The organism is Micromonospora sp. NPDC049275 (assembly GCF_043197115.1).
In the GTDB taxonomy this organism is placed as follows: Bacteria; Actinomycetota; Actinomycetes; order Mycobacteriales; family Micromonosporaceae; genus Micromonospora.
The window spans coordinates 949,723-974,852 of the sequence record NZ_JBICSN010000002.1 but is presented as its reverse complement, the minus strand read 5'-3'; the positions used below and the strand labels follow the sequence as shown (position 1 = coordinate 974,852).

Sequence of the window (25,130 nt, the reverse complement as noted above, 5' to 3'; positions counted from 1 at the left end):
TCAGTAGCGGCCCGACGACGCTGGAGGTCACATGCCGGAGCCCGCCGACCGCCGCTACGGTCCCGCGCGCCTGCCGCGGTCACGCGGTCCGCTGTCCGCCGCGGTGACCGACGCGCTGCGCCGACAGCCGCACGACCTGCCGCCCGACCTGGGCGTCGACCTCGACCCGGCGGACCCGTTCAGCGACGAGGACCTGCAACTGGCCCTGTTCCTCTGCTACGAGCTGCACTATCGGGGTTGGCACGGGGTGGACGAGGACTGGGAGTGGCAGCCCACGCTGCTGGCTCTGCGGGTCCGCGCCGAGCGTCCCTTCGAGGCGGCGCTGCGCCGGCTGGTCGGCACGCCGGCGGTGCCGGCCGGCGGGGTGGCGGCCGGGCTGGGTGACCTGGTCGCGGCCGACGACGGGCCGCCGCTGGCCGCCACGCTCCAGCGACGCGCCGACCTCACCCAGTTCCGCGAGTTCGTCGCCCACCGCTCCGTCTACCACCTCCGCGAGGCCGACCCGCACAGTTGGGCGCTGCCCCGTCTCGGCGGTCCCGCCAAGGCCGCCCTCGTCGAGATCCAGACCGACGAGTACGGCAACGGCAGGCTGGACCGGATGCACGCCGAGTTGTTCCGCCGCACCCTCGACCGGTTGGGCATGGACACCGGCTACGGCGCCCACCTGGACGCGGTGCCCGCCGTGACGCTGGCGACAAACAACCTGATGTCGCTGTTCGGGCTGCACCGACGGCTGCGCGGCGCGCTGCTCGGGCACCTGGCGGCCTTCGAGATGACCTCGTCCCTGCCCAACCGCCGCTACGGCAACGGCCTGCGGCGGCTCGGCTTCGACGAGGTGGCCACCCGCTTCTACGACGAGCACGTGGAGGCCGACGCGGTGCACGAGCAGATCGCCGCGCACGACCTGTGCGGCGGCCTGGTCCGTGCCGAGCCGGCACTCGCCCCCGACGTGCTGTTCGGCGCGGCGGCGGCACTCGCGGTGGACCGGCTGTTCGCGGCGCACCTGCTGGACAGTTGGGCCGCCGGCCGCAGCTCACTGCGGTCACCCGCGCCGCCGGCCGCGCCGCCGGCCGCGCCGCCGGCCGCGCCGCCGACCGTGCCGCCGACCGTCTCGCTCGCCGTGTCGGCGTCCGCCGCTGTGACGCCGCCGGCTGCCCGGCCCGTCGTCGTCTGACGGCCTGCACGGGCTCGCGGCACCCGGGCGCTCGTGCGTTCACGAGGCTGCGTCACGAGGTGCGGCGCCGTCGCGTCACGCCTCGCGGCCGGTGCCCGCGCGGAAGTTGACCACCTTGTGGGTGCCGTCGCAGAACGGCTTGAGCGCCGACTTGCCACACCGGCACAGCGCCACCGTGCCGCGGCGGGCGTCGATCCGCTCGCCGTCCGGGGTGACCAGGGAGAAGTCGCCGCGGACCAGCAGCGGTCCATCCTCGTACGGGGTGATCGTGGCGGCGGACTCGCCGGTGTCCTCGGTGTGCATGGGCCCGGAAGTGCCCGCCCCCGCGGCGACGAAACCCCGTGCGGACGCCGTGTGCCCCACCTGTCGGATCGTCCCCGCCGGCCCCCTCCCGCCGCCCGGGGCTGATCGTCGCGGAACGCCGCTGACCTGTGGATTGTTGCCGCCGGGTGGGTGATGCCCCGTTTGAACCCCATCGGGACGGGAAGCCGGGCCGCGTGGTGAGCGAACGAGGCAAGGTGGGCCCGGTGCACAAGGTGCACAAGGGGCTGACGGCCGACGGCGCCGGTCTGGCCGGCGACCGGGTCGTGGCCCAGGGCAGCCCCGCCCGGGTGCTGGTCGCCGCCACCGCCCGGGCGCTGCGCGGCGTGGACTGCGCCGACCTCGGGCACACCGGGCCCGCGTCACGGTTTCCGGGCACCCCCGAGCCGGTACGCCGCGCAGCGGTGAGCCGAGCCGCCGGGCGGGTCGCCCTCACCGTCGATCAGGTCGGCGAGGTGGATGCGGCACGCGTGGCCCGCTGGTTCGTCGACCAGTACCCGCGCCGGAGCTACCCGGGCGTGCTCATCGGTTCGCCGCACGGTGCGGTGGCCCACCTCGCGGTGGCCCTCGGGGTGCCGTGGCTGCCCGCCGGCTTCGAGATGACCGCCCACTGGAGCGACGGCGCCGTGGACCGCCCGGACGCGGCTGTCGAACACGGCGGCGCGCTCGCCGAGCGGCTGCTCGTCGGCAACCCCGACGTGCACGTGCGTCAGGTGCACTGCCCGGCCAGCCGAGGATCGCTGACCGGGGTCACCGTGTCGCTTGTCGCCCGCTGGCGGGCACTGCCGGCCGCGTACGCGCAGTTCCTGACCGACCGGCTGGACGCGGGCGCCCCGGTGCTGCTGGTACGCGACGCCCGCACCTGGCCCGTGTCGGAGCGCGGTCCGGGGCACAGCTTCCAGGTCGGCTGCCCGGCCAGTGGGCTGGACCCGGTCGACTTCCACCCCGACAGCCACGCCCTGCGGCAGGTCCTGCGCGCCATGGGCGGGGACGCCGCCGGGTGGGCGCCGCCGGAGGTGTCGGTACCGTCCGGCGACGCCGAGCACGGCATGGAGTCCGGCTTCGAACTGGCGGCGCGGGGCTTCGCGACCCGGCACGGGCACGCCTTGCACCGGGTGCTGACGCCCCGGCCGGCGGCGCTGAGCGCGGGTGTGGCCGACCTGTACCGGCGGTGGCTGCGGGCCGCCGGCAAGACCGGTGACCGGTTGGTGGTGGAATGCGGCCGACTGCTCGATCCGTGGCAGGTGGTACGGGCGGGGATGGTGCCGTACTGGTGTGAGAACGCCACCCGGCGCACTGTCGACGAGGCCGAGTGGTGGCTGGCCGGCAGCGAGGCGTTCAGCTCGGTGGACGTGCTGCCCGAACCTCCCGGGATGCGCTCACCCGCCCTGGCCGGGCTGCCGCAGTGGTTGGCCGTCGCGGGCTTCGGCAGGCGGCGGCGGGCGCTGGACCGGACCTCCGCCCGGGGTTATCCGGTGACGTCCGTGCCGACGCGCCGGGCCACCGAGGTCCTGCGCGCCCAGCCGTACGACCTGCCCGTTCCGCCCCCGCTGGGGGCCGTCGAGGCCCTGTCGGTGCTCCGCGACAGTGGCGGCCACCAGGGGTTGCTCGTCTCCTGAGGGGAGGACGCCGAAACTTCCTCGCGAACCCGGGGTCCCGTGATTGAGTACCTACGGAGCGGGAACATCGCTGGCTGCGACGGCCTGATTGCGCCGCGTACATGCGTTGTCGCCCGCTGGCATCCCAGTCACTGACCCACTTTCCGGCCCGGTGCGTGGCTCGACCACGCGCACGACCGGTTTCCCGATCCGGGCGGGGGACCTTCCTGAGGGAGGCGCGGATGTTCGGACAGACGAGCACGACCACGACCACACCACCACCCACCGAGCGCGGTCTGGAGGATCTGGACGCGGCGGCGCTGGCGTACGCGGCCCGCATCGCGGGGCTGCCGCCGGAGCGGCGGGGGGAGGCCCGGGACGACCTGGTGCGCTTCGCGCTGCCGTTCGCCGGGCGACTGGCCCGCCGCTACCGGGGCCGGGGGGAGCCGCTGGAGGACCTGGAGCAGGTGGCCCGCCTCGGGCTGGTCAACGCCGTCGACAGGTACGACCCGGAACGGGGTTCGTTCACCGCGTACGCGGCGATCACCATCGTCGGGGAGATCAAGCGGCACTTCCGGGACCGCACCTGGGGCGTGCACGTGCCCCGGCGGCTGCGCGACCTGATCCTCGAGGTGGGGCAGGCCACCGCCGCGCTGACCAGCGAGCTGTCCCGGGCGCCGTCGGTGGCCGAGCTGTCGGCCCGACTGGAGACGCCGCAGGAGGAGATCCTCGCGGCGCTGGAGTCGGCGGCCGGGTACAGCCCGGCGTCCCTGAACGCGCCGGTCGGTGGGGAGAGCTCCGCGGAGTTCGGTGACCTGGTCGGCGAGTCGGACAACGCCCTCGAATCGGTCGACGACCGGGTGACGGTGAGCGGCCTGCTGCACCGGCTGCCGTGGCGCGAACGCCGCATCCTCGCCATGCGTTTCTACGGCAACCAGACCCAGGCGGAGATCGCCGCGCGGTTCGGCATCTCGCAGATGCACGTCTCCCGACTGCTGTCGCGGGCGCTGACCTGGCTGCGGCAGGCGATGCTCGCCGACGCGCCGCCGCCGTGGCAGAACGGGGCCGCCGAACCGGACCCGGGCAAGACCCGCATCTCGATACGGCAGGACGGCGACGGGGTCGTCGTCGAGGTCGGCGGTGAGATCGACCGGGACGGTGCGGACCAGCTGCGCCGCGCGATGCTGGAGGCCGTCAACGGCCAGCCGAGCGAGGTCGTCGTCGACCTGGTCGGCGCGGGTGGCTTCGACGCCGGCGGGATCGCGGCGCTGATGGCGGGGCGGGACGCGGCGGAGCGTACCGGCGTGCCGCTGCGGTTGACCCGGGTGCAGCCCGCGGTGCGCCGCTCGCTCACCGCCGCCGGCCTGGCGCCCGCCCGGGACTGACCGCACACGAACGACTGAGTAACGAAAGGGCCGACACCCCGCGGGGTGTCGGCCCTTTCGCGCGTACCGGAGGTCAGTGTTCTTCGGTTTCGCCGTCGCTGTGCGGGTGCCGCCAGCGTTCGTGCGGCTTCGGCGCGTCCTCGGCGTCCTTCGGCGCGTCGCTCTGCTCGAAGCTCGGCCGGCGTACGCCCTCGGGCTCCGGCACGTCGACCGGACGGGCGCCGGACTCCGGCGCCGGCTGGTACGCGACCGCGTCCCGGGCGCCGTGCGCGCCCTCGGCGGAGGGTGACTCCGGCGCGTGGTGCTCCATGTGTATCTCGTCGCCGAAGTGCTGCGGCGGCTTCGTGGTGCGCTGCGGCAGGTCCCGGCCCAGGTCGGCGACGAGGGGGCCGTACTTCAGGTCGAACGCCGGGCGCTCCGAGCGGATGCGGGGCATCTTGTCGAAGTTGCGCAGCGGCGGCGGGCAGGTGGTCGCCCATTCGAGGGAGTTGCCGAAGCCCCACGGGTCGTCCACCGTGACGATGGCCCCGTACCGCCAGGACTTCCAGGCGTTGTAGATGAAGAAGAGCGTGGACAGGCCCAGGATGAACGCGAAGATGCTGGAGACGGTGTTGAGCGTGGTGAATCCGTCGCTCGGCAGGTAGTCGGCGTACCGCCGCGGCATGCCCTCGTTGCCCAGCCAGTGGTGCACCAGGAAGGTGCCGTGGAAGCCGATGAACAGGGTCCAGAAGTGCGCCTTGCCGAGCCGCTCGTCGAGCAGTCGCCCGGTCATCTTCGGCCACCAGAAGTAGAAGCCGCCGAACAGGGAGAAGACCACCGTCCCGAAGACCACGTAGTGGAAGTGCGCCACCACGAAGTACGTGTCGGTCACGTGGAAGTCGACCGGCGGGCTGGCCAGCAGCACCCCGGTGAGGCCGCCGAAGAGGAAGGTGACCAGGAAGCCGATGGCGAACAGCATCGGCGTCTCGAAGGTCAGCTGCCCCTTCCACATGGTGCCGATCCAGTTGAAGAACTTCACGCCGGTGGGCACCGCGATCAGGTAACTCAGGATGCTGAAGAACGGCAGCAGCACCTGGCCGGTGGCGAACATGTGGTGCGCCCAGACCGTCATGGAGAGCACCGTGATCGCGACCGTGGCGAGCACGATCCCGGTGTAGCCGAACAGCGGCTTGCGGGAGAAGACCGGGATGATCTCGGTGATGATGCCGAAGAACGGCAGCGCGATGATGTAGACCTCGGGATGGCCGAAGAACCAGAAGAGGTGCTGGTAGAGCATCGGACCGCCGGTGGCGGCGTCGTACACGTGCGCGTTGATCAGCCGGTCGGCCGCCAGGGCCAGCAGCGCGGCGGCCAGCAGCGGGAACACCAGGATCACCAGGAGGCTGGTGAACAGCATGTTCCAGGTGAAGATCGGCATCCGGAACATGGTCATCCCGGGCGCGCGCAGGGTGAGGATCGTGGTGATCAGGTTGACCGCGCCGAGGATGGTCCCCAGCCCGGAGACGACCAGGCCGACGACCCACATGTTCGCGCCCACGCCGGGGCTGTTCTCGACGCTGCTCAGTGGGGGGTAGGCGGTCCAGCCGAAGTCCGCCGAGCCGCCCGGCGCGAGGAACCCGCCGACCACCATCAGCCCGCCGAACAGGTACAGCCAGTAGGCAAGCGCGTTGAGCCGGGGGAACGATACGTCCGGCGCGCCGATCTGGATCGGCACGATGAAGTTGGCGAAGCCGAACGCCGCAGGCGTGGCGAAGAACAGCAGCATGACGATGCCGTGTGAGGTGAAGAGCTGGTTGTACTGCTCCGAGGAGAGGAACTGCATCCCCGGTCGGGCCAGCTCGGCGCGCATCACCATCGCCTGCAGACCGGCCAGCAGGAAGAACCCGAAGGAGGTCAGCAGATACAGCAGGCCGATCTGTTTGTGGTCGGTCGTGCCGAGGAACTTGATCAGGGAGTTGCCGGGGACCGGCGCCCGCAGGGCTCCGGGGAAGCCCCCGAAGCGGGCCGGTGCCAGGATCGCCGGACCCCGATCGCGACCGGGTTCCGTGGTTACCCGCTTGGGCATGGCTGCTCACCCCGTCGTTACGGCAGAAAGGACGGGCGTGCCTACCCGACCCTCGCACCATGTAACCAGGCTGAAGCGGTAATTTCGGTCAGATCGCCGGTACCGGTTGAAGTCGCCCCGTGTGTTCAGGTCGCCGGCAGCATCGCCCAGACGGCCTTGCCCTGACCCGCGGGCACGCTGCCCCACCGCTGCGCCAGCTCGCGGACCAGTAGCAGCCCACGGCCACCCTCGGCCCGCAGATCCAGACCGGCGGGCTGGGCGGCGGCCTGACTGCCGTCCACCACGGCCAGGTGCAGGTACGGCCGGCGCAGCGTCAACGTCACCTGCATGGGGGTGCCCGCATGTCGGACCACGTTGCCGACCAGCTCGCTGAGCACCAGCGCGGCCGGGCCTGCCGCGACGGGCAGGTTCCACCGGGCGCAGGCTTCGCCGACCAGCTCCCGGGCTCGCCGGCAGGCCCCGGCCACCGGCTCCAGCCGGGCCCGCATCCGCAGCGTCCCTGTCGCGCCGGCCATCCGGGTCGCCTCCGCGCAGTCCTGCGACACCGGCACCACCCGGCACGTCGTCGACTCGGCAAGCCAGCGCGCGGCGACCGGCGGCGGCGCGCACAGCACCACCGGCACGGCCGGCCACTCCTCGGCCCGGCGGGCCGTCGCCGCGAACACCGACAGCGCCAGCCGGTCCCGCACTGTCACCTGCGCGAGGTCGACCACCAGCGCCTCCGGCTGCGTGGCCAGGGCCCCGTCCAGCGCATGGTGCACCGAGCGCATCGTGCCCAGGTCGAGGGCGCCGGTGAGCCGGACGACCGCCACCGGTGCGGCCTCGCGCACCTCGCAGGTGATCCGGCTGGTCATCGGCGGGCCCTCGATTCGCTGGTCGGCTCGGGATCTGCCCACTACCCGAGCCCTCGCGCCACCAAACCGCAGCGGTCGGACGGGGGACGCAGGTCACGCCCCGACGCGCAGGTCAGCGGCGTGCCCGCCCGGTCAGCAGACCCAGCGCGATCAGGCCCAGGCCGAGGCCGAGGTGCAGCCAGCCGTCGGCGGCGTTGACCGGCAGGACGTTCGCGCCGGTGTCGTGGTCCACCGCCAGGCCGTAGAGCCAGAGCACCAGGTAGACGGCGCCGCCGCCGACGAGGAAGGTCCGGGCGCCGCTGACCGTGCGCGCCAGCGCGAGGCCGACCATCCCGAACAGCAGGTGTACGAGGTTGTGCAGCACCGATACCTGGAAGACGCCGAAGAGGAACGCGCCCGAGGCGTGCCCCGCGAAGCGCAGACCGTCCGTCCCGCTGGTGATCCCCGGGACGAAGCCCAGCACGCCGACCAGTAGGAAGAGCACCGACGCGGAGCTCGCCGCCCGGCGTACCGGTGGCTTGCCGTCGGCCGGGTTGGCCCGGGCCCGGGAGTGCGCCATCGGTCCGACCATCACCGGCTCCTCGCTGCGCGACGGGCGTGAGCGACGCGTCTACCCGTTGCCGCCGACGCGAAACGCGCCGACGGCAACGGGTGCGCGCTCAGACCGGTTGCAGGCGGGGCGCGGTGTCCAGGTCGCGGACCCGCTGGTACAGCTCGACGTAGCGCTCGGCCATCACCGCGGGCGTGAACCGCTGCGCGGCGACCCGTCGGCACTCGTCCGGGTCGAGCAGGTCGGCGGCGAGCACGAGGTCGTCCAACTCGGCCTCGTCGGCGGTGAGCAGGCCGGTGCGGCCGTGCTCGATCAACTCCGGCAGGCAGCCCCGACCGGTGGCCACCACAGGCGTGCCCAGGGCCAGCGACTCGACCACCGCCGTGCCGCCCGGCTCCTCCCAGCGCAGCGGGAACAGTGACGCGCGGGCGCTGGCCAGCAGGTCGTCACGCTCCTGCCCGGCCACGGTGCCGATCCAGCGCACCAGATCACCGTCGACGTGCGGCGCCACCTCGTCGAGGTAGAACCGCACGTCCGGGTTCTGCCGGGCCTCGTCGCCGGCCGCGGCCAGGTCGGCCGGGCGGTGATACGGACCCACCGGGCCGGCCAGCACCAGCGGTACGCCGATCCGCCGCGCGAGCCGCGCGCCCACGTCCTGCCCCTTGCCCGGGTTGATCCGCCCGAGGATGAGCAGGTGCTCGCCCTTCTCCGGGCGGGGCCGGCGGTCGGCGTCCACCGCGAGGGGCGTGGACAGGTGCACGTGACCGACGGAGTGCTCCCGCAGCGCGAGCGGCGCCCGAGCCAGCTGCGACGCCGAGACGCCGTTGACCCGGACCCGGTCGCCGCCGTCCAGGCTGCCGTACAGCGCGGGGTGCTTGGCCAGGTCCCAGTGCAGGGTGTGCAGGGTCGGTGGCCCGGACGGGCCCATCGCGGTGAGGGTGGCCAGCCCGACCGCCTCCACGTGGTCGTGGACCAGGTCGATGTCGTCGCGGGAGTGCAGCTCGCGGACCACCCCGGCCAGGTGCGCCTGGGCGATCCCGCAGACCTGGTTGTACGGCCGTTGCAACGCCGCGAACTGCCCGTCGGCGAAGACCGACACCTTCTCGTCCACCGGCAGGTCGCTGCTGGCCACCGAGGCGAGCACCACTCGTACGCCGAGTCGCCGCAGCTCCGGCACCAGGGTGGCGATGACGTTCTCGATGCCGCCGTAGCCGGGCGGGGGCACCGACAGCCACGGTCCGGCGTTCATCAACACGGTGAGGCTCATCGGGGGCACTCCTGTACCTCGGCGCTCACGCCGCGGCCACCCGTCGGCGGGGGACCCGGTGGCGCAGCTCGGCCAGCGGGGGACGCTCCTCGATGGAGACGTCGCTGACCACGATCTCTCGGTCCAGGTTCGGCAGCGTGTCCGATCCGCCGCGGCGGAACTGTGTGAGCAGCGCCTCCGGCATCATGCCCGGGCTCGCCCAGCCGCGTCGTTGCAGCCGGGACCAGGCGGTCAGCATGATCTGCGCGGACATCCTGCCGAGCGCCGCCGTGTCCTGGTGGCGGTGCTTGCGCTCGCCCAGGTCGACCTGCGCCAACGCGTCCAAGCCGACCAGGTCCAGCAGGTCGATCATCATCGCCGTCTCCACGCCGTACCCGGAGACGAACGGCACCTGCGACAGCACCTCGCGGCGACCGGCGTACTCGCCGGCGAGCGGCTGCACGAAGCCGGCCAGCTCGGGCCAGAAGAGGTTGAGCAGCGGTCGGGCCATCAGCTCGGTCACCCGGCCACCGCCGTCCTGCTCCACGCTGGCGGTTCCCACCAGGGGCCGGTGATAGAAGCCCTTCACGAAGTCCACCGACGGATCGGTGAGCAGCGGCCCCAGCAGACCGGTGACGAAGTGCGGGCGGAACTCCCGCAGGTCGGCGTCGATGAACGCCACCACGTCGCCCTCGGCGGCGGCCAGCCCAGCCCAGAGCGCGTCGCCCTTTCCGGTGAGCCGGGGCAGGCCCCGGGTCATCGCGTCCTGGCTGACCACCTCCGCGCCGGCGGCGCGGGCCACCTGCGCGGTGCGGTCGGTCGACCGTGAATCCACCACGATCAGTTCGTCGACGAGAGCGACCCGATCCATCAGGTGTTCCCGGATGGTCGACACGATCGCGCCGACAGTCGCCTCCTCGTTGCGTGCCGGCAGCACCACGCTGACCCGGCTCTCTCCCTTGGCGCGCAGCAGCCGGCGTGCCGGCCAGTCCGACGCCGAGGTGGTCCGGTACGTGGCCCACGCCTCCACCACCGGTGACACGGTCGTATCCCGCACGGGCACCCCTCCGTTTCGTGCGTGGAACAAGCGGAGCCTCTAATTCCCACTCGCCACCACGCGCTAACCGTTCCCAGCGCAACAGCTTGATCACGATGGTGACATCCTGGCGTTCCCAGGGGATGAACGTTTGATTGCGCGCACCCCAGGGGACTGCTCCCAGCGAAGCCGAAACGTTCTCGAAAGAGGTTGTCGAATGGGTCGATGCCGGGTGGGTCTCGTGGGAGCCGGCGGGGTGGCACAACGTCATGCGCGGGTGCTGTCCGGGTTCGACGACGTCGAACTGGTCGGGGTGACCGACGTGGTGCCGGAGGCGGCGTCCGCGCTGGCCGCCCAGCACGGCGGTCAGACCTTCCGCGACGTCACCGAGCTGCTGGCCGCCGCCCCCGACGCGGTGTACGTCTGCGTGCCGCCCTTCGCGCACGGTCCCGCCGAGGAGGCGGTGATCGACGCCGGTGTGCCGATGTTCGTGGAGAAGCCCGTCGCCGTCGACCTGGTCACCGCCGAGCGCGTCGCCGACCTCGTGGCCCGGCGTGGGCTGCGGACCGCGGTCGGGCACCACTGGCGCTACCTGAGCGTGCTCGACCAGGCCCGCGAGCTGCTCGCCGACCGTCCGGTGCGGATGGTCAGCGGCGCCTGGCTGGACAAGGTGCCGCCGGTCGCCTGGTGGGCGCGCCGCGACCGCTCCGGAGGCCCGGTGGTCGAGCAGGCCGCCCACGTGCTGGACCTGATCCGGGTGCTGGCCGGCGAGGTCACCGAGGTCACCGCGTACGGCAACGGCACGCCACCGCCTGTCGACGGCGCCGACATCGACTCGGTGACCACCGCCGCGCTGCGCTTCGCCGACGGGGCGGTCGGCACGCTCAGCGCGGCCTGCGTGCTGGGCTGGAAGCACCGGGCCGGGCTGGAGATCCTGGCCGACGGGCTGGCCCTGGCGCTGACCGAGGACGGCCTGCTGATCCGCGACGCCGACGGCGAGCGACACGTCCCCGCCGATCCGGAGGCCGCCCGGGTGGCGGTGGACCGCGCCTTCGTCGACGCGGTACGCGGCGTCGGCGACGACGTCCGTGTCCCGTACGCCGAGGCGCTGAAGACCCAGCGACTGGCCCTCGCGGTGGCCGACTCGGCCCGCACCGGTCAGACGGTACGCCTCGACGCGTCCGCCGAGTCGGTCGCGCTGACCAGCGGGGTGAGCGTCGATGCGTGATCGGGTGGTCACGGTCGCCGCCCCCGGCCGGGTGGAACTCGTCGAGCAGGAGGCCGCGGCGCTGCGCCCCGGCACCTTCCGCGTCGAGACACTGTTCAGCGGCGTGTCCGCCGGCACCGAGCTGAGCTACGTCAAGGGCACGAACCCCTACCTGAACGTCACCTGGAACGCCGACCTGGGGCTCTTCCAGCCCGGGGAGGCCAGCACCCCGTACCCGGTGACCCGACTGGGGTACATGCAGGTCGGCCGGGTGGTGGAGAGCGCCACGCCAGCGGTCCCGGTGGGCGCCGTCGGCGCGATGACCTACGGCCACCGCACCGGCTGGCTTGCCGACCCGGTGGCCGAGCGGTTCGTGCCGCTGCCCGACGACCTGGACCCGCTGCTCGGCGTCTACGTCGCGCACATGGGTCCGATCTGCGCCAACGGCCTGCTGCACGCCGCCGCCGACCTGCACGGCGCGGACGTCCGCTCGCTCGGCGACGGTGTACGCGGCCGGCGGGTCGCCGTGGTCGGCGCCGGCGTGGTGGGTCTGCTGACCGCGCTGCTGGCCCAGCGGCACGGCGCCGCCTCGGTGGTGGTGCTCGACCCCACCCCGCGCCGCCGCCAGGTCGCCGAGGCGCTCGGCCTGGAGACCCTCGACCCGGACGCGGACGACCCGGCAGTGGTGCTCAAGACCCGGTGGGCCCACACCGCCGGTGACCGGGGCGCCGACGTCGTGTTCCAGTGCCGGGGGCAGGCGTGGGCGCTGCAGCTCGCGCTGCGGACGCTGCGCCCGCAGGGCACCGTGATCGACCTGGCGTTCTACCAGGGCGGCGCGGACGCGGTCCGCCTCGGTGAGGAGTTCCACCACAACGGGCTGGCGCTGCGCTGCGCCCAGATCGGGCGGGTGCCGCGCGGGCTCGCGCCCACCTGGGACCGGGAACGGCTCTCCGCCGAGACCATCGACCTGCTGCGGGCGTACGGGGACGTGATCCGCAAGCATCTCGTCTCGGCGGTGGTGCCGTTCGACGAGGCGCCCACCCTGCTCACCGACCTGGCCGAGCGCCGCCGCCAGGAGTTGCAGGTCGTCCTGGCCACGTGAGCCGCCGGAGCGCGCCCGCCGGGTGACACGGCGGGCTACCGTTCCCGCCATGAGCACCCCGAAGGACCGGCCGGTCGGCGACGCACCCGCGAGCCGACCGGTCGGTCTGAGCGCGTTGCTGCCGTACCTGCGGGAGCACCGCGGCACCCTCGTCGCGGTGGGCGCGCTGTCGCTGGCCGGCTCGGCGGCGTCGCTGGCCCAGCCTCTGCTCACCCGCTCGGTGCTCGACCGGATCGGCGCCGCGCACCCGGCGTCCGCGCTGGTGGCGGTGCTGGTGGCGCTCGTGGTGCTCGGGGCGGCGATCGGCGGGCTGCGCGACTACCTGCTGCAACGCACCGCCGAGGGGCTGGTGCTGGGCACCCGGCGACGGCTGGCCGATCACCTGCTGCGGCTACCCATCGCCGAGTACGACAAGCGGCGCACCGGCGACCTGCTCTCCCGCGTCGGGTCGGACACCACCCTACTGCGGGCGGTCGTCACCTCCGGGCTGTTCGAGACGGTCACCGGGGCGGTGATGGTGCTCGGCGCCGGCACCGCGATGGTGCTGCTCGACCCGCTGCTGTTCGGCGTCACCCTGCTCGGGGTGGGGCTGGGGCTCGGCTTCGCCGCGACCTTCGCCCGCCGGGTCCGTGCGCTGGCCCGCCTCGCGCAGGAGCGGATCGGTGAGATGACCTCGGCGGTGGAGCGGGCCATCTCGGCGGCCCGGACCATCCGGGCCAGCCGCGCCGAGAGCCGGGAGGCGGAGACAGTCACCGGCAGCGCCCGACAGGCGTACGCGGCGGGGCTGCGGGTGGCCCGGGTGCAGGCGCTGATCGGCCCGATCGGCTCGGTCACCGTGCAGGGAGCGTTCCTGCTGGTGCTGGGGATCGGCGGGGCGCGGGTCGCCGCCGGGGCGATCTCCGTCGGCGACCTGGTCGCCTTCGTCATGTACCTGTTCCTCCTGGCGCTGCCGCTGGGCCAGGTGCTGCGCGCGTACACCCAGTTGCAGTCCGGTCTGGGCGCGTTGCAGCGGATCGAGGAGATCCTGGCCGTGCCGGCGGAGGGCGCGGCGGACCGGCCGACGACCCCGACCGCCACGACGACCCCACGCCGGCCCGCCCCGATGATCGAGTTCGACCGGGTCGGGTTCGGCTACCCGGGCGGCACTCCGGTGCTGCACGACGTCAGCTTCGCGGTGCCGGCCGGCACCCGTACCGCACTGGTAGGTCCCTCGGGCGCCGGCAAGTCGACGCTGCTGGCCCTGGTCGAGCGCTTCTACGAGGTGAGCGCCGGCGTGGTCCGCGTCGACGGGACCGACGTACGGGAGCTGCCCCGCGACGCGCTGCGCGCCCGGCTCGGGTACGTCGAGCAGGAGGCGCCCGTGCTCGCCGGCACCCTGCGCGAGAACCTGCTGATCACCGCTCCGGACGCCACCGACGACCGGCTGCGCGAGGTCCTCGACGAGGTGAACCTGCGCCACCTGGAGCAGCGCACCGCTCAGGGCCTGGACGTGCAGGTGGGGGAGGGCGGGGTGCTGCTCTCCGGGGGCGAGCGGCAGCGGCTGGCCATCGGGCGGGCGCTGCTGGCCGGCCCGCCGGTCCTGCTGCTCGACGAGCCGACAAGCAACCTCGACGCGCGCAACGAGGCCGCGCTGCGCCGGGCCATCGACGCGGTGGCCGTCCGCCGGACACTGCTGATCGTGGCGCATCGGCTCGCCACAGTCGTGGACGCCGACCAGATCGTCGTGCTCGACGGCGGCCGGGTGGTGGCGGTGGGCACCCACGCCGAGCTGACCGCCACCGACCCCCTCTACCGGGAGCTGGCCACCCACCAACTGCTGGTCGCCTGACCCCACGGCGACGCGGAATCGACATGCCGGCGGATACCCGACCGGCCGGGCCGCGCAAGGCGGCCGGAATCGCGTACCGTTGCCGCTCATGGGTGTGTCGCAACGGTTCAAGAGCAAGTTCCGGCGGTTCCTCCAGCGCCCGGGATCAACCGTGGATCTTGCTCCGCTGGAGAAGCTGCTGCCGGCGATCGAGGCGCGCGAGGATGACCTCGCCGCGCTGGACGACGCCGAGCTGACCGAGGCCGCCGGGTCCGCCTCCGGCTACGAGGAGATCTGCGCCGTCGGCCGCGAGGCCGCCCGCCGGGGCCTCGACCAGCGGCCGTACGACGTGCAGCTGCTCGGCGCGATGGCGCTGCTCTCCGGCAAGGTCGCCGAGATGGCCACCGGTGAGGGCAAGACGCTTACCGCCGCCATCGCCGCGTACGGGCACGTCCGGCTCGGCAACGGGCCGGTGCACGTGCTCACCGTCAACGACTACCTGGCCCGCCGCGACGCCCAGTGGATGGAGCCCATCTACACGCTGCTCGGCCTGACCGTCGGCTGGGTCAACGAGGCGTCCACGCCGCAGGAGCGGCGCGACGCCTACGGCTGCGACGTCACCTACGTCTCGGTGAGCGAGGCGGGTTTCGACTACCTGCGCGACCAGCTGGTCACCGACGTGGCCGACCGGGTGCAGCCCGTACTGACCACCGCGATCATCGACGAGGCCGACTCGATCATGATCGACGAGGCCCGGGTGCCGATGGTCCTGGCCGGCGCGGTGCCGGGCGAGCAGGATCCGGTGCACGCCGCCGCCGCGCTGGTGCGGGGCCTGCGCAAGGGCAAGCACTACACGGTCGCCGAGGACGGGCGCAGCGTCGCCTTCACCTCCGCCGGCCTGGCCGCCGTCGAGGCCAAGCTCGGCATCGACCTGTACGACGAGGAGCACGTCGAGCAGCTCTCCGCGGTCCACGTGGCGCTGCACGCCCAGGCCCTGCTGCACCGCGACGTGGACTACATCGTGCGGGACGGCTCGGTCGAGCTGATCGACGAGATGCGCGGCCGGGTGGCCCAGCGTCGCCGCTGGCCCGACGGGCTCCAGGCGGCGGTCGAGGCGAAGGAGGGCCTGGACGCCACCGCCGAGGGTGAGGTGCTGGGCACCATCGCCGTGCAGGCGTTCATCGCGCTCTACCCGAAGGTGTGCGGCATGACCGCCACGGCGGTGCTGGTCGGCGACCAGTTGCGCGAATTCTTCGCCCTCGAGGTCGCGGTGATCCCGCCGAACACCCCGTGTGTCCGCGAGGACGAGCCCGACCGGATCTACGCGACCCGCGCCGAGAAGGACGAGGCGCTTATCGACGAGATCCAGCGCTGGCACGCCAAGGGGCGGCCGGTGCTGGTCGGCACCCTGGACGTGAAGGAGTCCGAGGGGTTGGCCGCCGGGCTCAACGCGGCAGGCGTGTCCTGCGTGGTGCTGAACGCCAAGAACGACGACGAGGAAGCGGCGATCATCGCCGAGGCCGGCGCGTACGGCGCGGTGACCGTCTCCACCCAGATGGCCGGCCGGGGCGTCGACATCCGGCTCGGCGGCAGTGACCAGACCGACCAGGAGCGGGTGACCGAGCTGGGTGGCCTCTACGTGATCGGCAGCGGCCGGCACGACAGCCGCCGCGTCGACGACCAGCTGCGCGGCCGCGCCGGCCGCCAGGGCGACCCGGGTGGCTCGGTCTTCTTCGTCAGCCTGGAGGACGACCTGGTCGTCCGGCACGCCGCCGACGCGATTCCCCCGTCGCCGCGGATGAACGCCGACGGCCTCGTCACCGACGAGCAGGTCGACTACGCGGTCGAGCACGCCCAGCGGGTCGCCGAGGGCGTCAACCACGAGATCCACCGCAACACCTGGCGCTACAGCGTGGTGATCGAGCAGCAGCGCATCGCCCTCGCCGCCCGTCGGGAGCGGCTGCTGACAAGCGACGTGGCCGCGCTGATGCTGCTGGACAAGATGCCCGAGAAGGCCGGCGAGATGGACGAGGACCTGCTCGCCCGGGTGGCCCGCTCGATCGCGCTCTTCCACCTGGACCGGCTCTGGGCCGAGCACCTGGCCGAGCTGTCCGAGGTCCGCGAGGGCGTGCACCTGCGCGCGCTGGGCCGGCTCGACCCACTGGACGAGTTCCACCGGGCAGCGGTGCCGGCGTTCAACAACCTCGTTCCGGAGATCGAGGCCCGCACCATCGCCACGTTCACCGAGACCGAGTTCGACGAGGACTGGACGCCCGAGGACGGCACCCTGATCCGGCCGACCGCCACCTGGACGTACCTGGTGCACGACAACCCGTTCGGCTCCGAGCTCGACCGGCTGATCGCCTCGATCGGGCGGCGGCTCAGCGGCGCTTCGCGCTGACCTGGCATTCGGGGCCTCTGCCACACCTCCGCGGTGTGGCAGAGGCCCCGCCTTACGCCGTTTCGATCCCGGTTTGCGAGGGTAGTAGGGCGGGTCGGTCACGGCGGAAGAGAGCAGACCATGGCACAGGTGACGATGTCGGCGGGATGCACGCGAGGGCGTACGAGGGCAGTGGAACGGTGAACGTGGACACGCGGGAACCGGTGGTCGAGCACCTCGGCGTGCTGGAGACCGCCGCGCTGTTGCGGGAGCTGACCGCCGGCCTCATCGCGTTGACCGATTTCGACGAGGCGTTGCTGGCGCTGGTCCGGGTCACCCGCGACGCGGTGGCCGGGGTGCGCTGGTGCGGCTTCACCGCCCTGCGGGCCGGCGAACCGGCCGGCGTGGCCGCCTCCGACGAGCGGTTGGCCGGCCTCGACGACCTGCGCCACGGGCCCGACTCGCCGGCGATGAGCGCCATCAGCCGCCGCGAGATGATCCTCGCGGTGGACCTGACCGGCGAACCACGCTGGCCGGCCTGGACGCCACGCGCCCGCGACCTCGGCGTCCGCGGGGTCATCTCCGCTCCGGTGGACATCGACGACCAGGTCATCGGGGCGATCAACCTGTACGCCGCCGTGCCCGACGTCCTCACCCCTCAGCACCAGTTGACCGCGATGCTGCTCGCCGAGCACGCCGGTCTGCTGCTGGCCGCCGTCCGCGACCGGAGCCGCCGGCAGGCGCTCGTCGGCGAGCGGGACGCCGCGCTCCTGCACGACGGTGTGGTCGGGCAGGCCGTCGGTGTGATCATGACGCAGCGCGGCTGCCCGCCGGCCGAGGCCCTCGACGTGCTGCGCGCCGCCGCCTCGTCCCTGGACATCCCGCTGCGCGAGGTGGCCGAGCGCCTCATCCGGACGGTCTCCCGCCCCCGCGAGACCTGACCGGCCCTGTCGCCGTGGCGGCGCGCGGTGATCAACTCGGTTTCCAGGAAATCGGGGTGTCCGAGCCGTGCGAACAGCGCGATTTCCTGGAACCCGAGTGGATCACGCTGCGCGGTGCCCGTTCTCCCGGTCGGCGGCGAGTCGGGCGGCGTCGTTTCGTGCGGCGGGGGGTCGGGTAGCACCCTGGAGTCGTGAGCTGCGCCGACCCTGGGGAGGACCGATGCAGAGCCGGCTGCGCGTGCAGGGGCATCCCATCCAACCGATGCTTGTGACGTTCCCGCTCGGCCTCTTCGTCAGCGCCACGGTCTTCGACCTCACCGACGTCGCCGGCGGGCCGACGTTCCTCGGCGAGGTCGGCTACTGGACCGGCGTCGCCGCCCTGTTCGCCGCCGCGATGACGGCGGTCGCCGGCATGGTCGACCTGTGGGACGTGCCGGTCGACGGCACCCGCCGCACCGCAATCGCCTTCAACCTGGTGAACGCGGCCATGGCCGGCCTGTTCCTGGTCACCTGCCTGGTGCGCGCCCACTCACCGCAGCGCGGCGCGACGATCGCGATCCTGGCCACCGAGCTGGTCGCGCTCGCCGCCGGTGGCGTGGGTGTGCGCCTGGGCGCGCGGCTCATGCGCCAGTTCGACGCCGGCCGGGCCGAGACCGGCAGTCTGGACGCTCTCGCCGGCGGCACCGCCGAGGTCGCCCGCCCCCACCCCTGACGGACACGCGCCCGTCCGCGCCGCGCGCGGGCGACGTGGTCCGGTCCGCGAGATGCCGTCCGTTCGCGTGCCCGGCGGCGATGCGGCCCCGTCCGTGAGATGCCGTCCGTTCGCGTGCCCGGCGGCGATGCGGCCCCGTCCCTGACCCGCCGGCCTGGCCGGGACGGTGGCGGTCGCAAATGGGTTGCCACCGACCGGCCGGGCGGTGAGGCTGGCTCCCATGAGCGCCGAACGTGATGCCGAGACGTTGATCGCCGAGGCGGCCGCCGCGCCGGTCGCCGGCTGGGGCTTCGACTGGCTGGCCGGCCGGGCCACCGAGGAACGCCCACCCTGGGGGTACGCCCGGCTGGTCGCCGACCGGATGGCACGCGCCGACGCCGCGTTGGACGTGGACACCGGCGGCGGCGAGGTGCTCGCCGAGATTCCGTACCCGCCGAAGGTGTTGACGGCCACCGAGGCGTGGCCGCCGAACGTCGAGGTTGCCCGGCGGACCCTGCGCCCGCTCGGCGCGACCGTGGTGGCGGTCGCCCCCGACTCGGCGCTGCCGTTCCGCGACAACGCCTTCGACCTGGTGGTCAGCCGCCACCCGGTACGCACCGACTGGGCCGAGACGGCCCGGGTGCTGCGCCCTGGTGGGACGTACCTGTCCCAGCAGATCGGGCCGGGCACGATGCGGGAGCTGAGTGAGGCGATCCTCGGCCCGCTGCCCCCGCCTCAGGGGCGGCACCCTGAGCACGCGGTGGCCGCCGCCGAGGCCGCCGGGTTGCGGGTGGTGGACCTGCGCCGGGCCACGCTGCGCGCGGTCTTCCACGACATCGGCGCGGTGGTGTGGTTCCTGCGCAAGGTGGTGTGGACGGTGCCGGGCTTCACGGTGGACCGCTACCGTCCCGAACTGCTGGCGCTGCACCGCCGCATCACCAACGAGGGCCCCTTCATCGCCCACGCCCAGCGCTACCTCATCGAAGCCACCCGCCCCACCTCGTGAGATTTCCGACCGTCGCCGGGGGTGTCAGGCGGATGGGTCTGGTGGTGGGTGGCCAGGATGTCGGCGCCGAAGTCGCTGGCGGGGCGGCGGAGCACCGTGTGCGCGTGGTTGCCGTCGGCGCTGGTGTTGTCGTACTCGATCAGCAGGTCGTCGCCCTGCACCCGGTAGTAGTGCCGCTGGCCGGGCGTCGTCGGGCCGGCCCAGGCGAAGTGCAGCGGGCCGCTCCCGACGCGGGCGGCCTCGACGACGGCCAGCTCGGGAGGCAGCCGGTCCAGGTAGAGCGCGACGACCTGGTCGAGCAGCGCGCGGCCGGTCGGGCCGAGGCGGTCGGCCGGCACGCCGAGCGGTTCGAGGGGGCCGTCGACCCGTCCGCGGGTGGCGCTGATGATGTCCGTGGGCGCCTCGTCGGCGATGATCGCGGCGGCCCGGCCGGCCGGCCCGAGGGCGTCGAGCAGGGCGCGGGCCAGGTCCTCCTCGACGCCGAGCGGTCGGGAGACGGCGTGCCCGGCGTAGCGCACCGCCGCCGGGTTGGCTCCGAAGAAGATCGGCGCGGGGGAGACCTGGTCGTCGACAACGGTCATGGTCACCGACAGGTGGTGCCCTTCGAGCCGCCACGCCCAGCGGTCGTCGCGGGCCGGGTCACCGAACACGGCGATCCAGTAGTCGCCGCTGTGCCGCCCGCGGTGCCAGCCCTCGGCCCGGTCGAGGACCTCCTCCAGCGCGATGATCGCCATGGCCTGGGCGTACGCCGTTGGGCTGAGCGCGGTGGCCAGCAGCCGGTGCGCGGCCTTGCGGCCGGCGACGTCCAGCTCGGCGAGGCAGACGCCGGGGCGGGGGCGGGGCCGGTACTCCAGCCAGCGTCGGGCCGACTCGTCGTCGAACGGGTACACGGCGCCGATGCGGGTCGCGGGATCGAGCGCGGCCAGCAGCGCGGTGCCTGCGGCACGCATCTGTTCGGGCAGGGGATCTTCCACCGACCCTGTATACCGGCCCGACCCTGGCCGCGTCAGCCGGCCCGCAGCAGAGCGGCCATCTCCGGCAGGTCGAAGAACTGCGCGGTCTCGATCGCCGACGGGGTGCCGTGCTTCGGGTCGGCGCCGGCGGCGAGCAGCGCGCGGACGGCGTCCGCGCTGCTGCGGAAGACCGCGGCGGCGAGTGCGGTCTGTCCGCGGTCGTTGGCTCGCGTGTGGTCCGCGCCGCGGGCCAGCAGGGCGGCCACCGTGTCCGGGTGGGAGTGGTAGGCGGCAAGGATCAGCAGCGTGTCGCCCTTGTCGTTGGTCAGGTTGACCGGCAGGCCGGCGTCGACCTGGGCGGCCAGCTCCTCGGTGGAGCCCGCGCGGGCGAGGTCGAACATCCGGTGCGCGAACGCCAGCGTCTCGGCGTCAAGGTCCTCGGTCACCGGTCCAGGGTAGCCGCGGAGGTCCTGATAGGTTGCTCGGCCGACGCGGTGGGGGAGGGTTCGATGGGCGAGACGGTCTACGTGGGCAACGCGGGCGTGGACGGCGCCGGCAACGGGGGCTGGCTGCTCGGGCACTTCGCGCCGCCGGACGAGATCCGGCACAGCACCGACGTCGAGGTGAAGTGGGGCGTGCATCCGCCCGGAGAGGCCCGTTCACGGTGGGCGACAGGTGAGCGCCGTACCACCCTGCTGGTGCTCGTCGACGGGTGCTTCCGTGTCGAACTGCCGGACCGGACGGTACGGCTGGCCACCCCCGGCGACTACGTGGTGTGGGCGCGGGGAGTGGATCACTCTTGGTACGCGGAGCGGGCCTCGGTGGTGCTGACCGTGCGGTGGCCGTCGCTGCCCGGCTACCGGGTGGACCCCCCGATCCTGCGCTGAACCCCGAGCGGGCGCGGGGATCGCCTCCCGGCATGTGGAATTACCTACTAAACCTATAGGCTTTGCCGGCTAGAGTACGGGGGCACCCCGCCGAACGACCCGCTGAGGAACCACCGATGACCCACGATCGCCCGGCTCTTGACCTGCTCGCCGTCGCCGCCCGGTGGGCCGACCCGGCCGGCTGGCCGGTCGAGCTGCGCTTCGACCCCGTCGAGCGCTGGTACGCCCGGCTCGCCACCGCCGACGACCACGAGGTGTGGGCCCTGAGCTGGCTGCCCGGCCAGGGCACCGACCTGCACGACCACGGCGGCTCCGCCGGCGCCTTCCGGGTGGTCGCCGGCGCCCTCACCGAGGAGACGGTCGCCCGGGGAGACCTGCGCCCTCGTCTGCTGCCCGCCGGCGTCGGCCGCCGCTTCGGCGCTCGCCACGTCCACCAGGTCACCAACTGCGGCCCGGAGCCGGCGGTAAGCGTGCACGTCTACCGGCCGGCGCTGCGCCGGATGACCCGCTACCACCTCCTCGACGGCCGCCTGCGGGTCGCCGAGGTCGCCGAGGCCGGCCGGTCCTGGTGAGCCTCTCGTTCGCACCGCCCCCTCGTCACCGGAAGGAACCGATAATGCAGCTCACCGCCGAGCACTGTCCGGCGCCCGTGCCACCGCCGGGCTCCCGGGGCATCGACGAGCTCCTGGCCGCCGCGCGAGCCCGCCTCGACCGTCTCGACCCGGAGCGAGCGCACCTGGCGTACCGGGCCGGCGCGTTGCTCGTCGACATCCGGCCGGCAGCGCAGCGCGCCGCGCACGGCGTCGTGCCCGGCTCGCTCACGATCGAGCGCAACGTGCTGGAGTGGCGCTTCGACCCGCGCTGCCCGGCGCGTCTGCCCGAGGCGGTCGACTACGACGTGCCGGTGGTGATCCTCTGCCAGGAGGGCTACACCTCGTCGCTGGCCGCCGCCGCGTTGCAGGACATCGGCCTGCACCGCGCCACCGACGTCGACGGCGGTTTCGCCGCCTGGCGCATCGCCGGCCTGCCGGCGCTCGGCCCCACCCCACTGCACCGCGCATCCCCCCTCGCGTCCCCGGTCACCGCCGGCTGGGCGCGCCGCTGACCCGCCACGCCGCACCCGGCGTGGCGGGCGTACCGCCATCTCAGGAGGCACGATGTCCGTCGTCGCGATCCCCACCCGTCCCTACTCGCCGGGTCACCCGGGTCGGGCCGTCGTCCGCCCGCGTACCGGCCCCACTCTGACCATCACCCTCGACCTGGCCCCCGGGCCGATGAGCCCTCGGCTGGCCCGGCTGGTGCAGCTGCTCGGCGAGCTGGCCGAGGCCGGGGAGGGGCGGCTGGGCCTCGCCGACGACGTAGCGCCGCTGCCGCGTCCGCTGTCGCGCCCCGCCGCCGTCGAGGTGCCCGCCGCCGACACCGACGGGGCCGACGTGCACATCCTGGCCGGCTCGCGGGTGGTCCGCTGCGGCGACCGGGTGATCGCGCTGACCCGCATCGAGTACGACCTGCTGCTCTTCCTCGCCGAGCGCCCGCACCGGGTCTTCACCCGCCTCCAGCTGCTGTCCAACGTCTGGGGCTACGAGCACGCCGTGGCCCGCACCGTGGACGTGCACGTGCGGCGCCTGCGCGCCAAGCTGGCCGGAGCCGAGGTGGTCACCACCGTCTACGGGGTGGGTTACCGGCTGGGCGACGAGGCCCGGATCAGCGTCGACCACAACCGCTGAGTGGCGGTCCGGCGGCGGTCCGGGGGCGATGCGCGACGGCATGGTGAACAGGACGGGGACCCCCGTAACGGGGCATCCCGGCGGCTCTGCTGTAATCATCTGGCTTCGTACGCAGAGCGAGCGTCTGGCTCCGATGTGTTCGTCAATTGTCACATTCATGCAACGCAGCCGCCTCTTGACCCTCGCCCGGGTGCCCGGAAGCATCGATGAAGCGGCGTCCCGGGCCGTGGGGAGATACCCGGACCAGCCCAAGGAGGACCATGTCGGTCAGCCCCGCCTCGTCGCGCGCCGGATGGCATACGTCCCAACCCGCGGTGCCCGGTCGACCTCCCGGCGGTCAACGTCGCCCGACGAACACCGCCGCGCCCATGCTCACCGTGACGCTGTCCATCCCGCTGGCCTGTGAGGAGTCGCTGACCCCGCCGGCCCGGCGGCTGCTCGAAGCCGCCCGCGAGATGCTGGAACGGGGCGAGGCCGTGATCACCAGCTCCGTTCCGGCCGAGCGGCGCGCCGACGGAGTGCCGGCCAACCGGGCGCCCGCCCGAGCCCTCACCCCGACGATCCCCGCCCTGCACATCCTCGCGTCGTCCCGGTCGGTGCTGCGCGACGACGAACCGCTGCCGCTGACCCGGCTGGAGTTCGACCTCCTGCTGCATCTGGTCGCCCACCCCCGCCGGGTGTTCACCCGGTTGCAACTGCTCAACGCCGTCTGGGGCTACGAGCACGCGGGTGTCCGCACCGTGGACGTGCACGTGCGGCGGCTGCGCGGCAAGGTCGGCGTGGACGTTCCCCTGGTCACCACCGTCTACGGCGTCGGCTACCGACTGGCCGACGACGCCCGCGTCACAGTCGACCGCACCGGCTGACCGCCTCCACCCAACCGGCCGGCAGCTCGGCCAGGGCGGCCAGGCTGGCATCCGCGAGGCCACCCGGGCCGACGAGGCAGGATGGTGCGGTGCCCATCCGTCCCATCTCGCCGGACCTGCTCGTCGCCGAACTGACCGCCCGACTCGCCGACGCCTCCCGCGCCGTCGAGCCCGCCCGGCTGCGCGTGGCGGTCGACGGCGCCCCCGCCGCCGGCCCGGACGCGCTGGCCGCCGCGCTCGTCGACCCGCTGCGCGCCCGGGGCCGCCCGGTCCTGCACGTGCGCGCCGACGACTTCCTCCGGCCCGCGTCGCTGCGCTTCGAGCTCGGCCGCACCAACCCGGACGCCTACTACGAGGGTTGGAACGACGAGGCCGGCCTGCGCCGCGAGGTGCTCGACCCGGCCGGCCCCGGCGGCGACGGGCGGGTGCTGCCGTCGCTGTGGGACGCCGCCGCCGACCGGGCCAGCCGCGCCCGCTACGTCGACCTGCCACCCGGCGGCGTGGTCCTGGTCAGCGGCGCGCTCCTGCTCGGCGGCGCACTGCCCTTCGACGTGACAGTCCACCTTCAGTTGTCCCCGGCGGCCTTGCGCCGCCGCACCGAAGCGGCCGACGAGTGGACGCTGCCGGCCTTCGACAGGTACGCCGAGGAGGTGGTCCCCGCGAGCTTCGCCGACGTGGTCGTACGGGCCGACGACAGCCGCCACCCCGCCCTCGTGGAGACCGGGGACGGCTGAGAAATCGCCGGTTTGCGTGCCGTTTCCGGCGGGTACTCGCCCGGCTCACAGAGCGCGGGTAACCGCCCGCGTACCGGATGCGACCGTTGACCGGGGCCCACGCCGCCGGCACCCGGTTCACCTTGAGCCACCAGGCCCAGGAAAGGCAGGCAGCGATGCTCGTCCACGACACGGTCGGTACGGGCCGGTCCCAGACGGAGATCGACCAGATCCGGCACTCCCTGCAGGCGCGCTACGACGACCTGACCGCCGAGTACGAGCAGGCCGTGCTGCAGAGCCAGGTGCTGCGTCTGGTGGAGGTCGGTGACACCGCCGGCGACGACCAGGCCGACAGCGGCACCAAGACGGCCGAGCGGGACACCGCGCAGTCCCTGCTGCGCACCATCCTCGACCGGCGCACCCAGTACGAGCACGCCCTGGGCCGCCTCGCCGAGGGCACGTACGGCTGGTGCGAGGGCTGCTCGGCGGCGATCCCGGTGGAACGGCTGGAGATCTTCCCGGCCGCCACCACGTGCGTGACCTGCAAGCAGACCCGCGAGCGACGGGCGGCCTGAGCGACGGCAGCGGTTGCCGGTCGGTCCACGACACGATGGACTTTCC

The 25,130-nt window shown here is 73.5% G+C and carries 25 protein-coding genes; 17 read left to right on the top strand and 8 right to left on the bottom strand.

What is annotated here, in order from left to right; genetic code table 11:
• The first annotated feature begins 31 nt into the window (after window positions 1-31).
• Window positions 32-1,174 (top strand): iron-containing redox enzyme family protein, encoded by a 1,143-nt coding sequence (locus ACGFIE_RS09980; protein WP_393292987.1) that lies wholly within the window; start codon window positions 32-34, stop codon window positions 1,172-1,174.
• A 75-nt stretch (window positions 1,175-1,249) separates the two neighbouring features.
• On the opposite strand, the gene ACGFIE_RS09975 is transcribed toward ACGFIE_RS09980, so the two are convergent.
• Window positions 1,250-1,537: a CDGSH iron-sulfur domain-containing protein gene (locus tag ACGFIE_RS09975; RefSeq protein WP_393292984.1), complete on the bottom strand. Its 288-nt coding sequence runs from the start codon at window positions 1,535-1,537 to the stop codon at window positions 1,250-1,252.
• A gap of 164 nt (window positions 1,538-1,701) precedes the next feature.
• Between ACGFIE_RS09975 and ACGFIE_RS09970 the strand changes: the two genes are divergently transcribed.
• Complete coding sequence (locus tag ACGFIE_RS09970; RefSeq protein WP_393292982.1) at window positions 1,702-3,114, top strand: hypothetical protein; 1,413 nt, start codon at window positions 1,702-1,704, stop codon at window positions 3,112-3,114.
• Between the two features lie 221 nt (window positions 3,115-3,335).
• Entirely contained in the window at window positions 3,336-4,478 is a 1,143-nt protein-coding gene (locus tag ACGFIE_RS09965; RefSeq protein ID WP_393292980.1) for a SigB/SigF/SigG family RNA polymerase sigma factor, read from the top strand.
• A gap of 73 nt (window positions 4,479-4,551) precedes the next feature.
• Here the strand turns inward: ACGFIE_RS09965 and ctaD are convergent, their stop codons facing one another.
• From ctaD to ACGFIE_RS09940, 5 genes are all read right to left on the bottom strand, one after another.
• On the bottom strand, window positions 4,552-6,543 hold the full coding sequence (ctaD, locus tag ACGFIE_RS09960) for a cytochrome c oxidase subunit I (RefSeq protein ID WP_393292977.1): 1,992 nt from the start codon (window positions 6,541-6,543) through the stop codon (window positions 4,552-4,554).
• A gap of 125 nt (window positions 6,544-6,668) precedes the next feature.
• Window positions 6,669-7,397, bottom strand: a complete 729-nt coding sequence (locus ACGFIE_RS09955; protein WP_393292975.1) for an ATP-binding protein — start codon at window positions 7,395-7,397, stop codon at window positions 6,669-6,671.
• Window positions 7,398-7,509: 112 nt separating this feature from the next.
• Window positions 7,510-7,968, bottom strand: coding sequence for a DUF4383 domain-containing protein (locus ACGFIE_RS09950; RefSeq protein ID WP_393292973.1), 459 nt, complete (start codon window positions 7,966-7,968; stop codon window positions 7,510-7,512).
• Window positions 7,969-8,056: 88 nt separating this feature from the next.
• Complete coding sequence (locus tag ACGFIE_RS09945) at window positions 8,057-9,214, bottom strand: glycosyltransferase (protein ID WP_393292970.1); 1,158 nt, start codon at window positions 9,212-9,214, stop codon at window positions 8,057-8,059.
• A gap of 25 nt (window positions 9,215-9,239) precedes the next feature.
• A complete protein-coding gene (locus tag ACGFIE_RS09940; protein WP_393293214.1) occupies window positions 9,240-10,223 on the bottom strand; it encodes a glucosyl-3-phosphoglycerate synthase in 984 nt (327 codons plus the stop codon).
• Window positions 10,224-10,446: 223 nt separating this feature from the next.
• Here ACGFIE_RS09940 and ACGFIE_RS09935 point away from each other — a divergent pair, with 223 nt between their 5' ends.
• The 7 genes from ACGFIE_RS09935 (at window position 10,447) to ACGFIE_RS09905 (ending at window position 19,363) form a co-directional block, all read left to right on the top strand.
• The gene (locus tag ACGFIE_RS09935; RefSeq protein WP_393292968.1) at window positions 10,447-11,457 is read left to right on the top strand and encodes a Gfo/Idh/MocA family protein; all 1,011 of its coding nucleotides are present in this window, start codon (window positions 10,447-10,449) and stop codon (window positions 11,455-11,457) included.
• Window positions 11,450-12,538 (top strand): zinc-binding dehydrogenase, encoded by a 1,089-nt coding sequence (locus ACGFIE_RS09930; protein ID WP_393292966.1) that lies wholly within the window; start codon window positions 11,450-11,452, stop codon window positions 12,536-12,538. Before ACGFIE_RS09935 ends, ACGFIE_RS09930 begins: the two co-directional genes overlap by 8 nt.
• 49 nt (window positions 12,539-12,587) lie before the next feature.
• Entirely contained in the window at window positions 12,588-14,366 is a 1,779-nt protein-coding gene (locus ACGFIE_RS09925) for an ABC transporter ATP-binding protein (protein ID WP_393292963.1), read from the top strand.
• 88 nt (window positions 14,367-14,454) lie between these two features.
• Window positions 14,455-16,746 (top strand): accessory Sec system translocase SecA2, encoded by a 2,292-nt coding sequence (secA2, locus tag ACGFIE_RS09920; RefSeq protein ID WP_393292960.1) that lies wholly within the window; start codon window positions 14,455-14,457, stop codon window positions 16,744-16,746.
• 179 nt (window positions 16,747-16,925) lie between these two features.
• Complete coding sequence (locus tag ACGFIE_RS09915) at window positions 16,926-17,666, top strand: GAF and ANTAR domain-containing protein (RefSeq protein WP_393293213.1); 741 nt, start codon at window positions 16,926-16,928, stop codon at window positions 17,664-17,666.
• A 220-nt stretch (window positions 17,667-17,886) separates the two neighbouring features.
• Entirely contained in the window at window positions 17,887-18,378 is a 492-nt protein-coding gene (locus tag ACGFIE_RS09910; RefSeq protein WP_393292957.1) for a DUF2231 domain-containing protein, read from the top strand.
• Window positions 18,379-18,598: 220 nt separating this feature from the next.
• Window positions 18,599-19,363 (top strand): class I SAM-dependent methyltransferase, encoded by a 765-nt coding sequence (locus ACGFIE_RS09905; protein WP_393292954.1) that lies wholly within the window; start codon window positions 18,599-18,601, stop codon window positions 19,361-19,363.
• Here the strand turns inward: ACGFIE_RS09905 and ACGFIE_RS09900 are convergent.
• Entirely contained in the window at window positions 19,330-20,337 is a 1,008-nt protein-coding gene (locus ACGFIE_RS09900) for a DUF3500 domain-containing protein (RefSeq protein ID WP_393292952.1), read from the bottom strand. The two genes, ACGFIE_RS09905 and ACGFIE_RS09900, sit on opposite strands and share 34 nt — an antisense overlap.
• Window positions 20,338-20,369: 32 nt before the next feature.
• The gene (locus ACGFIE_RS09895; protein ID WP_393293212.1) at window positions 20,370-20,717 is read right to left on the bottom strand and encodes an ankyrin repeat domain-containing protein; all 348 of its coding nucleotides are present in this window, start codon (window positions 20,715-20,717) and stop codon (window positions 20,370-20,372) included.
• 108 nt (window positions 20,718-20,825) lie between these two features.
• Here ACGFIE_RS09895 and ACGFIE_RS09890 point away from each other — a divergent pair, with 108 nt between their 5' ends.
• From ACGFIE_RS09890 to ACGFIE_RS09860, 7 genes are all read left to right on the top strand, one after another.
• Entirely contained in the window at window positions 20,826-21,203 is a 378-nt protein-coding gene (locus ACGFIE_RS09890) for a signal peptidase I (RefSeq protein WP_393292949.1), read from the top strand.
• A 116-nt stretch (window positions 21,204-21,319) separates the two neighbouring features.
• Window positions 21,320-21,775 (top strand): cysteine dioxygenase, encoded by a 456-nt coding sequence (locus ACGFIE_RS09885; RefSeq protein ID WP_393292947.1) that lies wholly within the window; start codon window positions 21,320-21,322, stop codon window positions 21,773-21,775.
• Window positions 21,776-21,819: 44 nt separating this feature from the next.
• Window positions 21,820-22,308, top strand: a complete 489-nt coding sequence (locus ACGFIE_RS09880) for a rhodanese-like domain-containing protein (protein WP_363685692.1) — start codon at window positions 21,820-21,822, stop codon at window positions 22,306-22,308.
• Window positions 22,309-22,360: 52 nt separating this feature from the next.
• Window positions 22,361-22,930 carry a winged helix-turn-helix domain-containing protein gene (locus tag ACGFIE_RS09875; protein WP_393292944.1) on the top strand — a complete coding sequence of 190 codons (570 nt, stop codon included), beginning with the start codon at window positions 22,361-22,363 and terminating at the stop codon, window positions 22,928-22,930.
• 260 nt (window positions 22,931-23,190) lie between these two features.
• Entirely contained in the window at window positions 23,191-23,796 is a 606-nt protein-coding gene (locus ACGFIE_RS09870; RefSeq protein ID WP_393292942.1) for a winged helix-turn-helix domain-containing protein, read from the top strand.
• An 89-nt stretch (window positions 23,797-23,885) separates the two neighbouring features.
• On the top strand, window positions 23,886-24,530 hold the full coding sequence (locus tag ACGFIE_RS09865) for a uridine kinase (protein WP_393292939.1): 645 nt from the start codon (window positions 23,886-23,888) through the stop codon (window positions 24,528-24,530).
• Window positions 24,531-24,685: 155 nt separating this feature from the next.
• The gene (locus tag ACGFIE_RS09860) at window positions 24,686-25,084 is read left to right on the top strand and encodes a TraR/DksA C4-type zinc finger protein (protein WP_363685700.1); all 399 of its coding nucleotides are present in this window, start codon (window positions 24,686-24,688) and stop codon (window positions 25,082-25,084) included.
• Window positions 25,085-25,130 lie beyond the last annotated feature (46 nt).

What these genes read in the sequence shown, in the direction of transcription:
- ACGFIE_RS09980 (WP_393292987.1), top strand. Translation starts at nt 32, where the DNA reads ATGCCGGAGCCCGCCGACCGCCGCTACGGTCCCGCGCGCCTGCCGCGG.
- ACGFIE_RS09965 (WP_393292980.1), top strand. Translation starts at nt 3,336, where the DNA reads ATGTTCGGACAGACGAGCACGACCACGACCACACCACCACCCACCGAG.
- ctaD (WP_393292977.1), bottom strand. Translation starts at nt 6,543, where the DNA reads ATGCCCAAGCGGGTAACCACGGAACCCGGTCGCGATCGGGGTCCGGCG.
- ACGFIE_RS09955 (WP_393292975.1), bottom strand. Translation starts at nt 7,397, where the DNA reads ATGACCAGCCGGATCACCTGCGAGGTGCGCGAGGCCGCACCGGTGGCG.
- ACGFIE_RS09950 (WP_393292973.1), bottom strand. Translation starts at nt 7,968, where the DNA reads ATGGTCGGACCGATGGCGCACTCCCGGGCCCGGGCCAACCCGGCCGAC.
- ACGFIE_RS09945 (WP_393292970.1), bottom strand. Translation starts at nt 9,214, where the DNA reads ATGAGCCTCACCGTGTTGATGAACGCCGGACCGTGGCTGTCGGTGCCC.
- ACGFIE_RS09935 (WP_393292968.1), top strand. Translation starts at nt 10,447, where the DNA reads ATGGGTCGATGCCGGGTGGGTCTCGTGGGAGCCGGCGGGGTGGCACAA.
- ACGFIE_RS09930 (WP_393292966.1), top strand. Translation starts at nt 11,450, where the DNA reads ATGCGTGATCGGGTGGTCACGGTCGCCGCCCCCGGCCGGGTGGAACTC.
- ACGFIE_RS09925 (WP_393292963.1), top strand. Translation starts at nt 12,588, where the DNA reads ATGAGCACCCCGAAGGACCGGCCGGTCGGCGACGCACCCGCGAGCCGA.
- secA2 (WP_393292960.1), top strand. Translation starts at nt 14,455, where the DNA reads ATGGGTGTGTCGCAACGGTTCAAGAGCAAGTTCCGGCGGTTCCTCCAG.
- ACGFIE_RS09910 (WP_393292957.1), top strand. Translation starts at nt 17,887, where the DNA reads ATGCAGAGCCGGCTGCGCGTGCAGGGGCATCCCATCCAACCGATGCTT.
- ACGFIE_RS09905 (WP_393292954.1), top strand. Translation starts at nt 18,599, where the DNA reads ATGAGCGCCGAACGTGATGCCGAGACGTTGATCGCCGAGGCGGCCGCC.
- ACGFIE_RS09895 (WP_393293212.1), bottom strand. Translation starts at nt 20,717, where the DNA reads ATGTTCGACCTCGCCCGCGCGGGCTCCACCGAGGAGCTGGCCGCCCAG.
- ACGFIE_RS09890 (WP_393292949.1), top strand. Translation starts at nt 20,826, where the DNA reads ATGGGCGAGACGGTCTACGTGGGCAACGCGGGCGTGGACGGCGCCGGC.
- ACGFIE_RS09885 (WP_393292947.1), top strand. Translation starts at nt 21,320, where the DNA reads ATGACCCACGATCGCCCGGCTCTTGACCTGCTCGCCGTCGCCGCCCGG.
- ACGFIE_RS09880 (WP_363685692.1), top strand. Translation starts at nt 21,820, where the DNA reads ATGCAGCTCACCGCCGAGCACTGTCCGGCGCCCGTGCCACCGCCGGGC.
- ACGFIE_RS09875 (WP_393292944.1), top strand. Translation starts at nt 22,361, where the DNA reads ATGTCCGTCGTCGCGATCCCCACCCGTCCCTACTCGCCGGGTCACCCG.
- ACGFIE_RS09870 (WP_393292942.1), top strand. Translation starts at nt 23,191, where the DNA reads ATGTCGGTCAGCCCCGCCTCGTCGCGCGCCGGATGGCATACGTCCCAA.
- ACGFIE_RS09860 (WP_363685700.1), top strand. Translation starts at nt 24,686, where the DNA reads ATGCTCGTCCACGACACGGTCGGTACGGGCCGGTCCCAGACGGAGATC.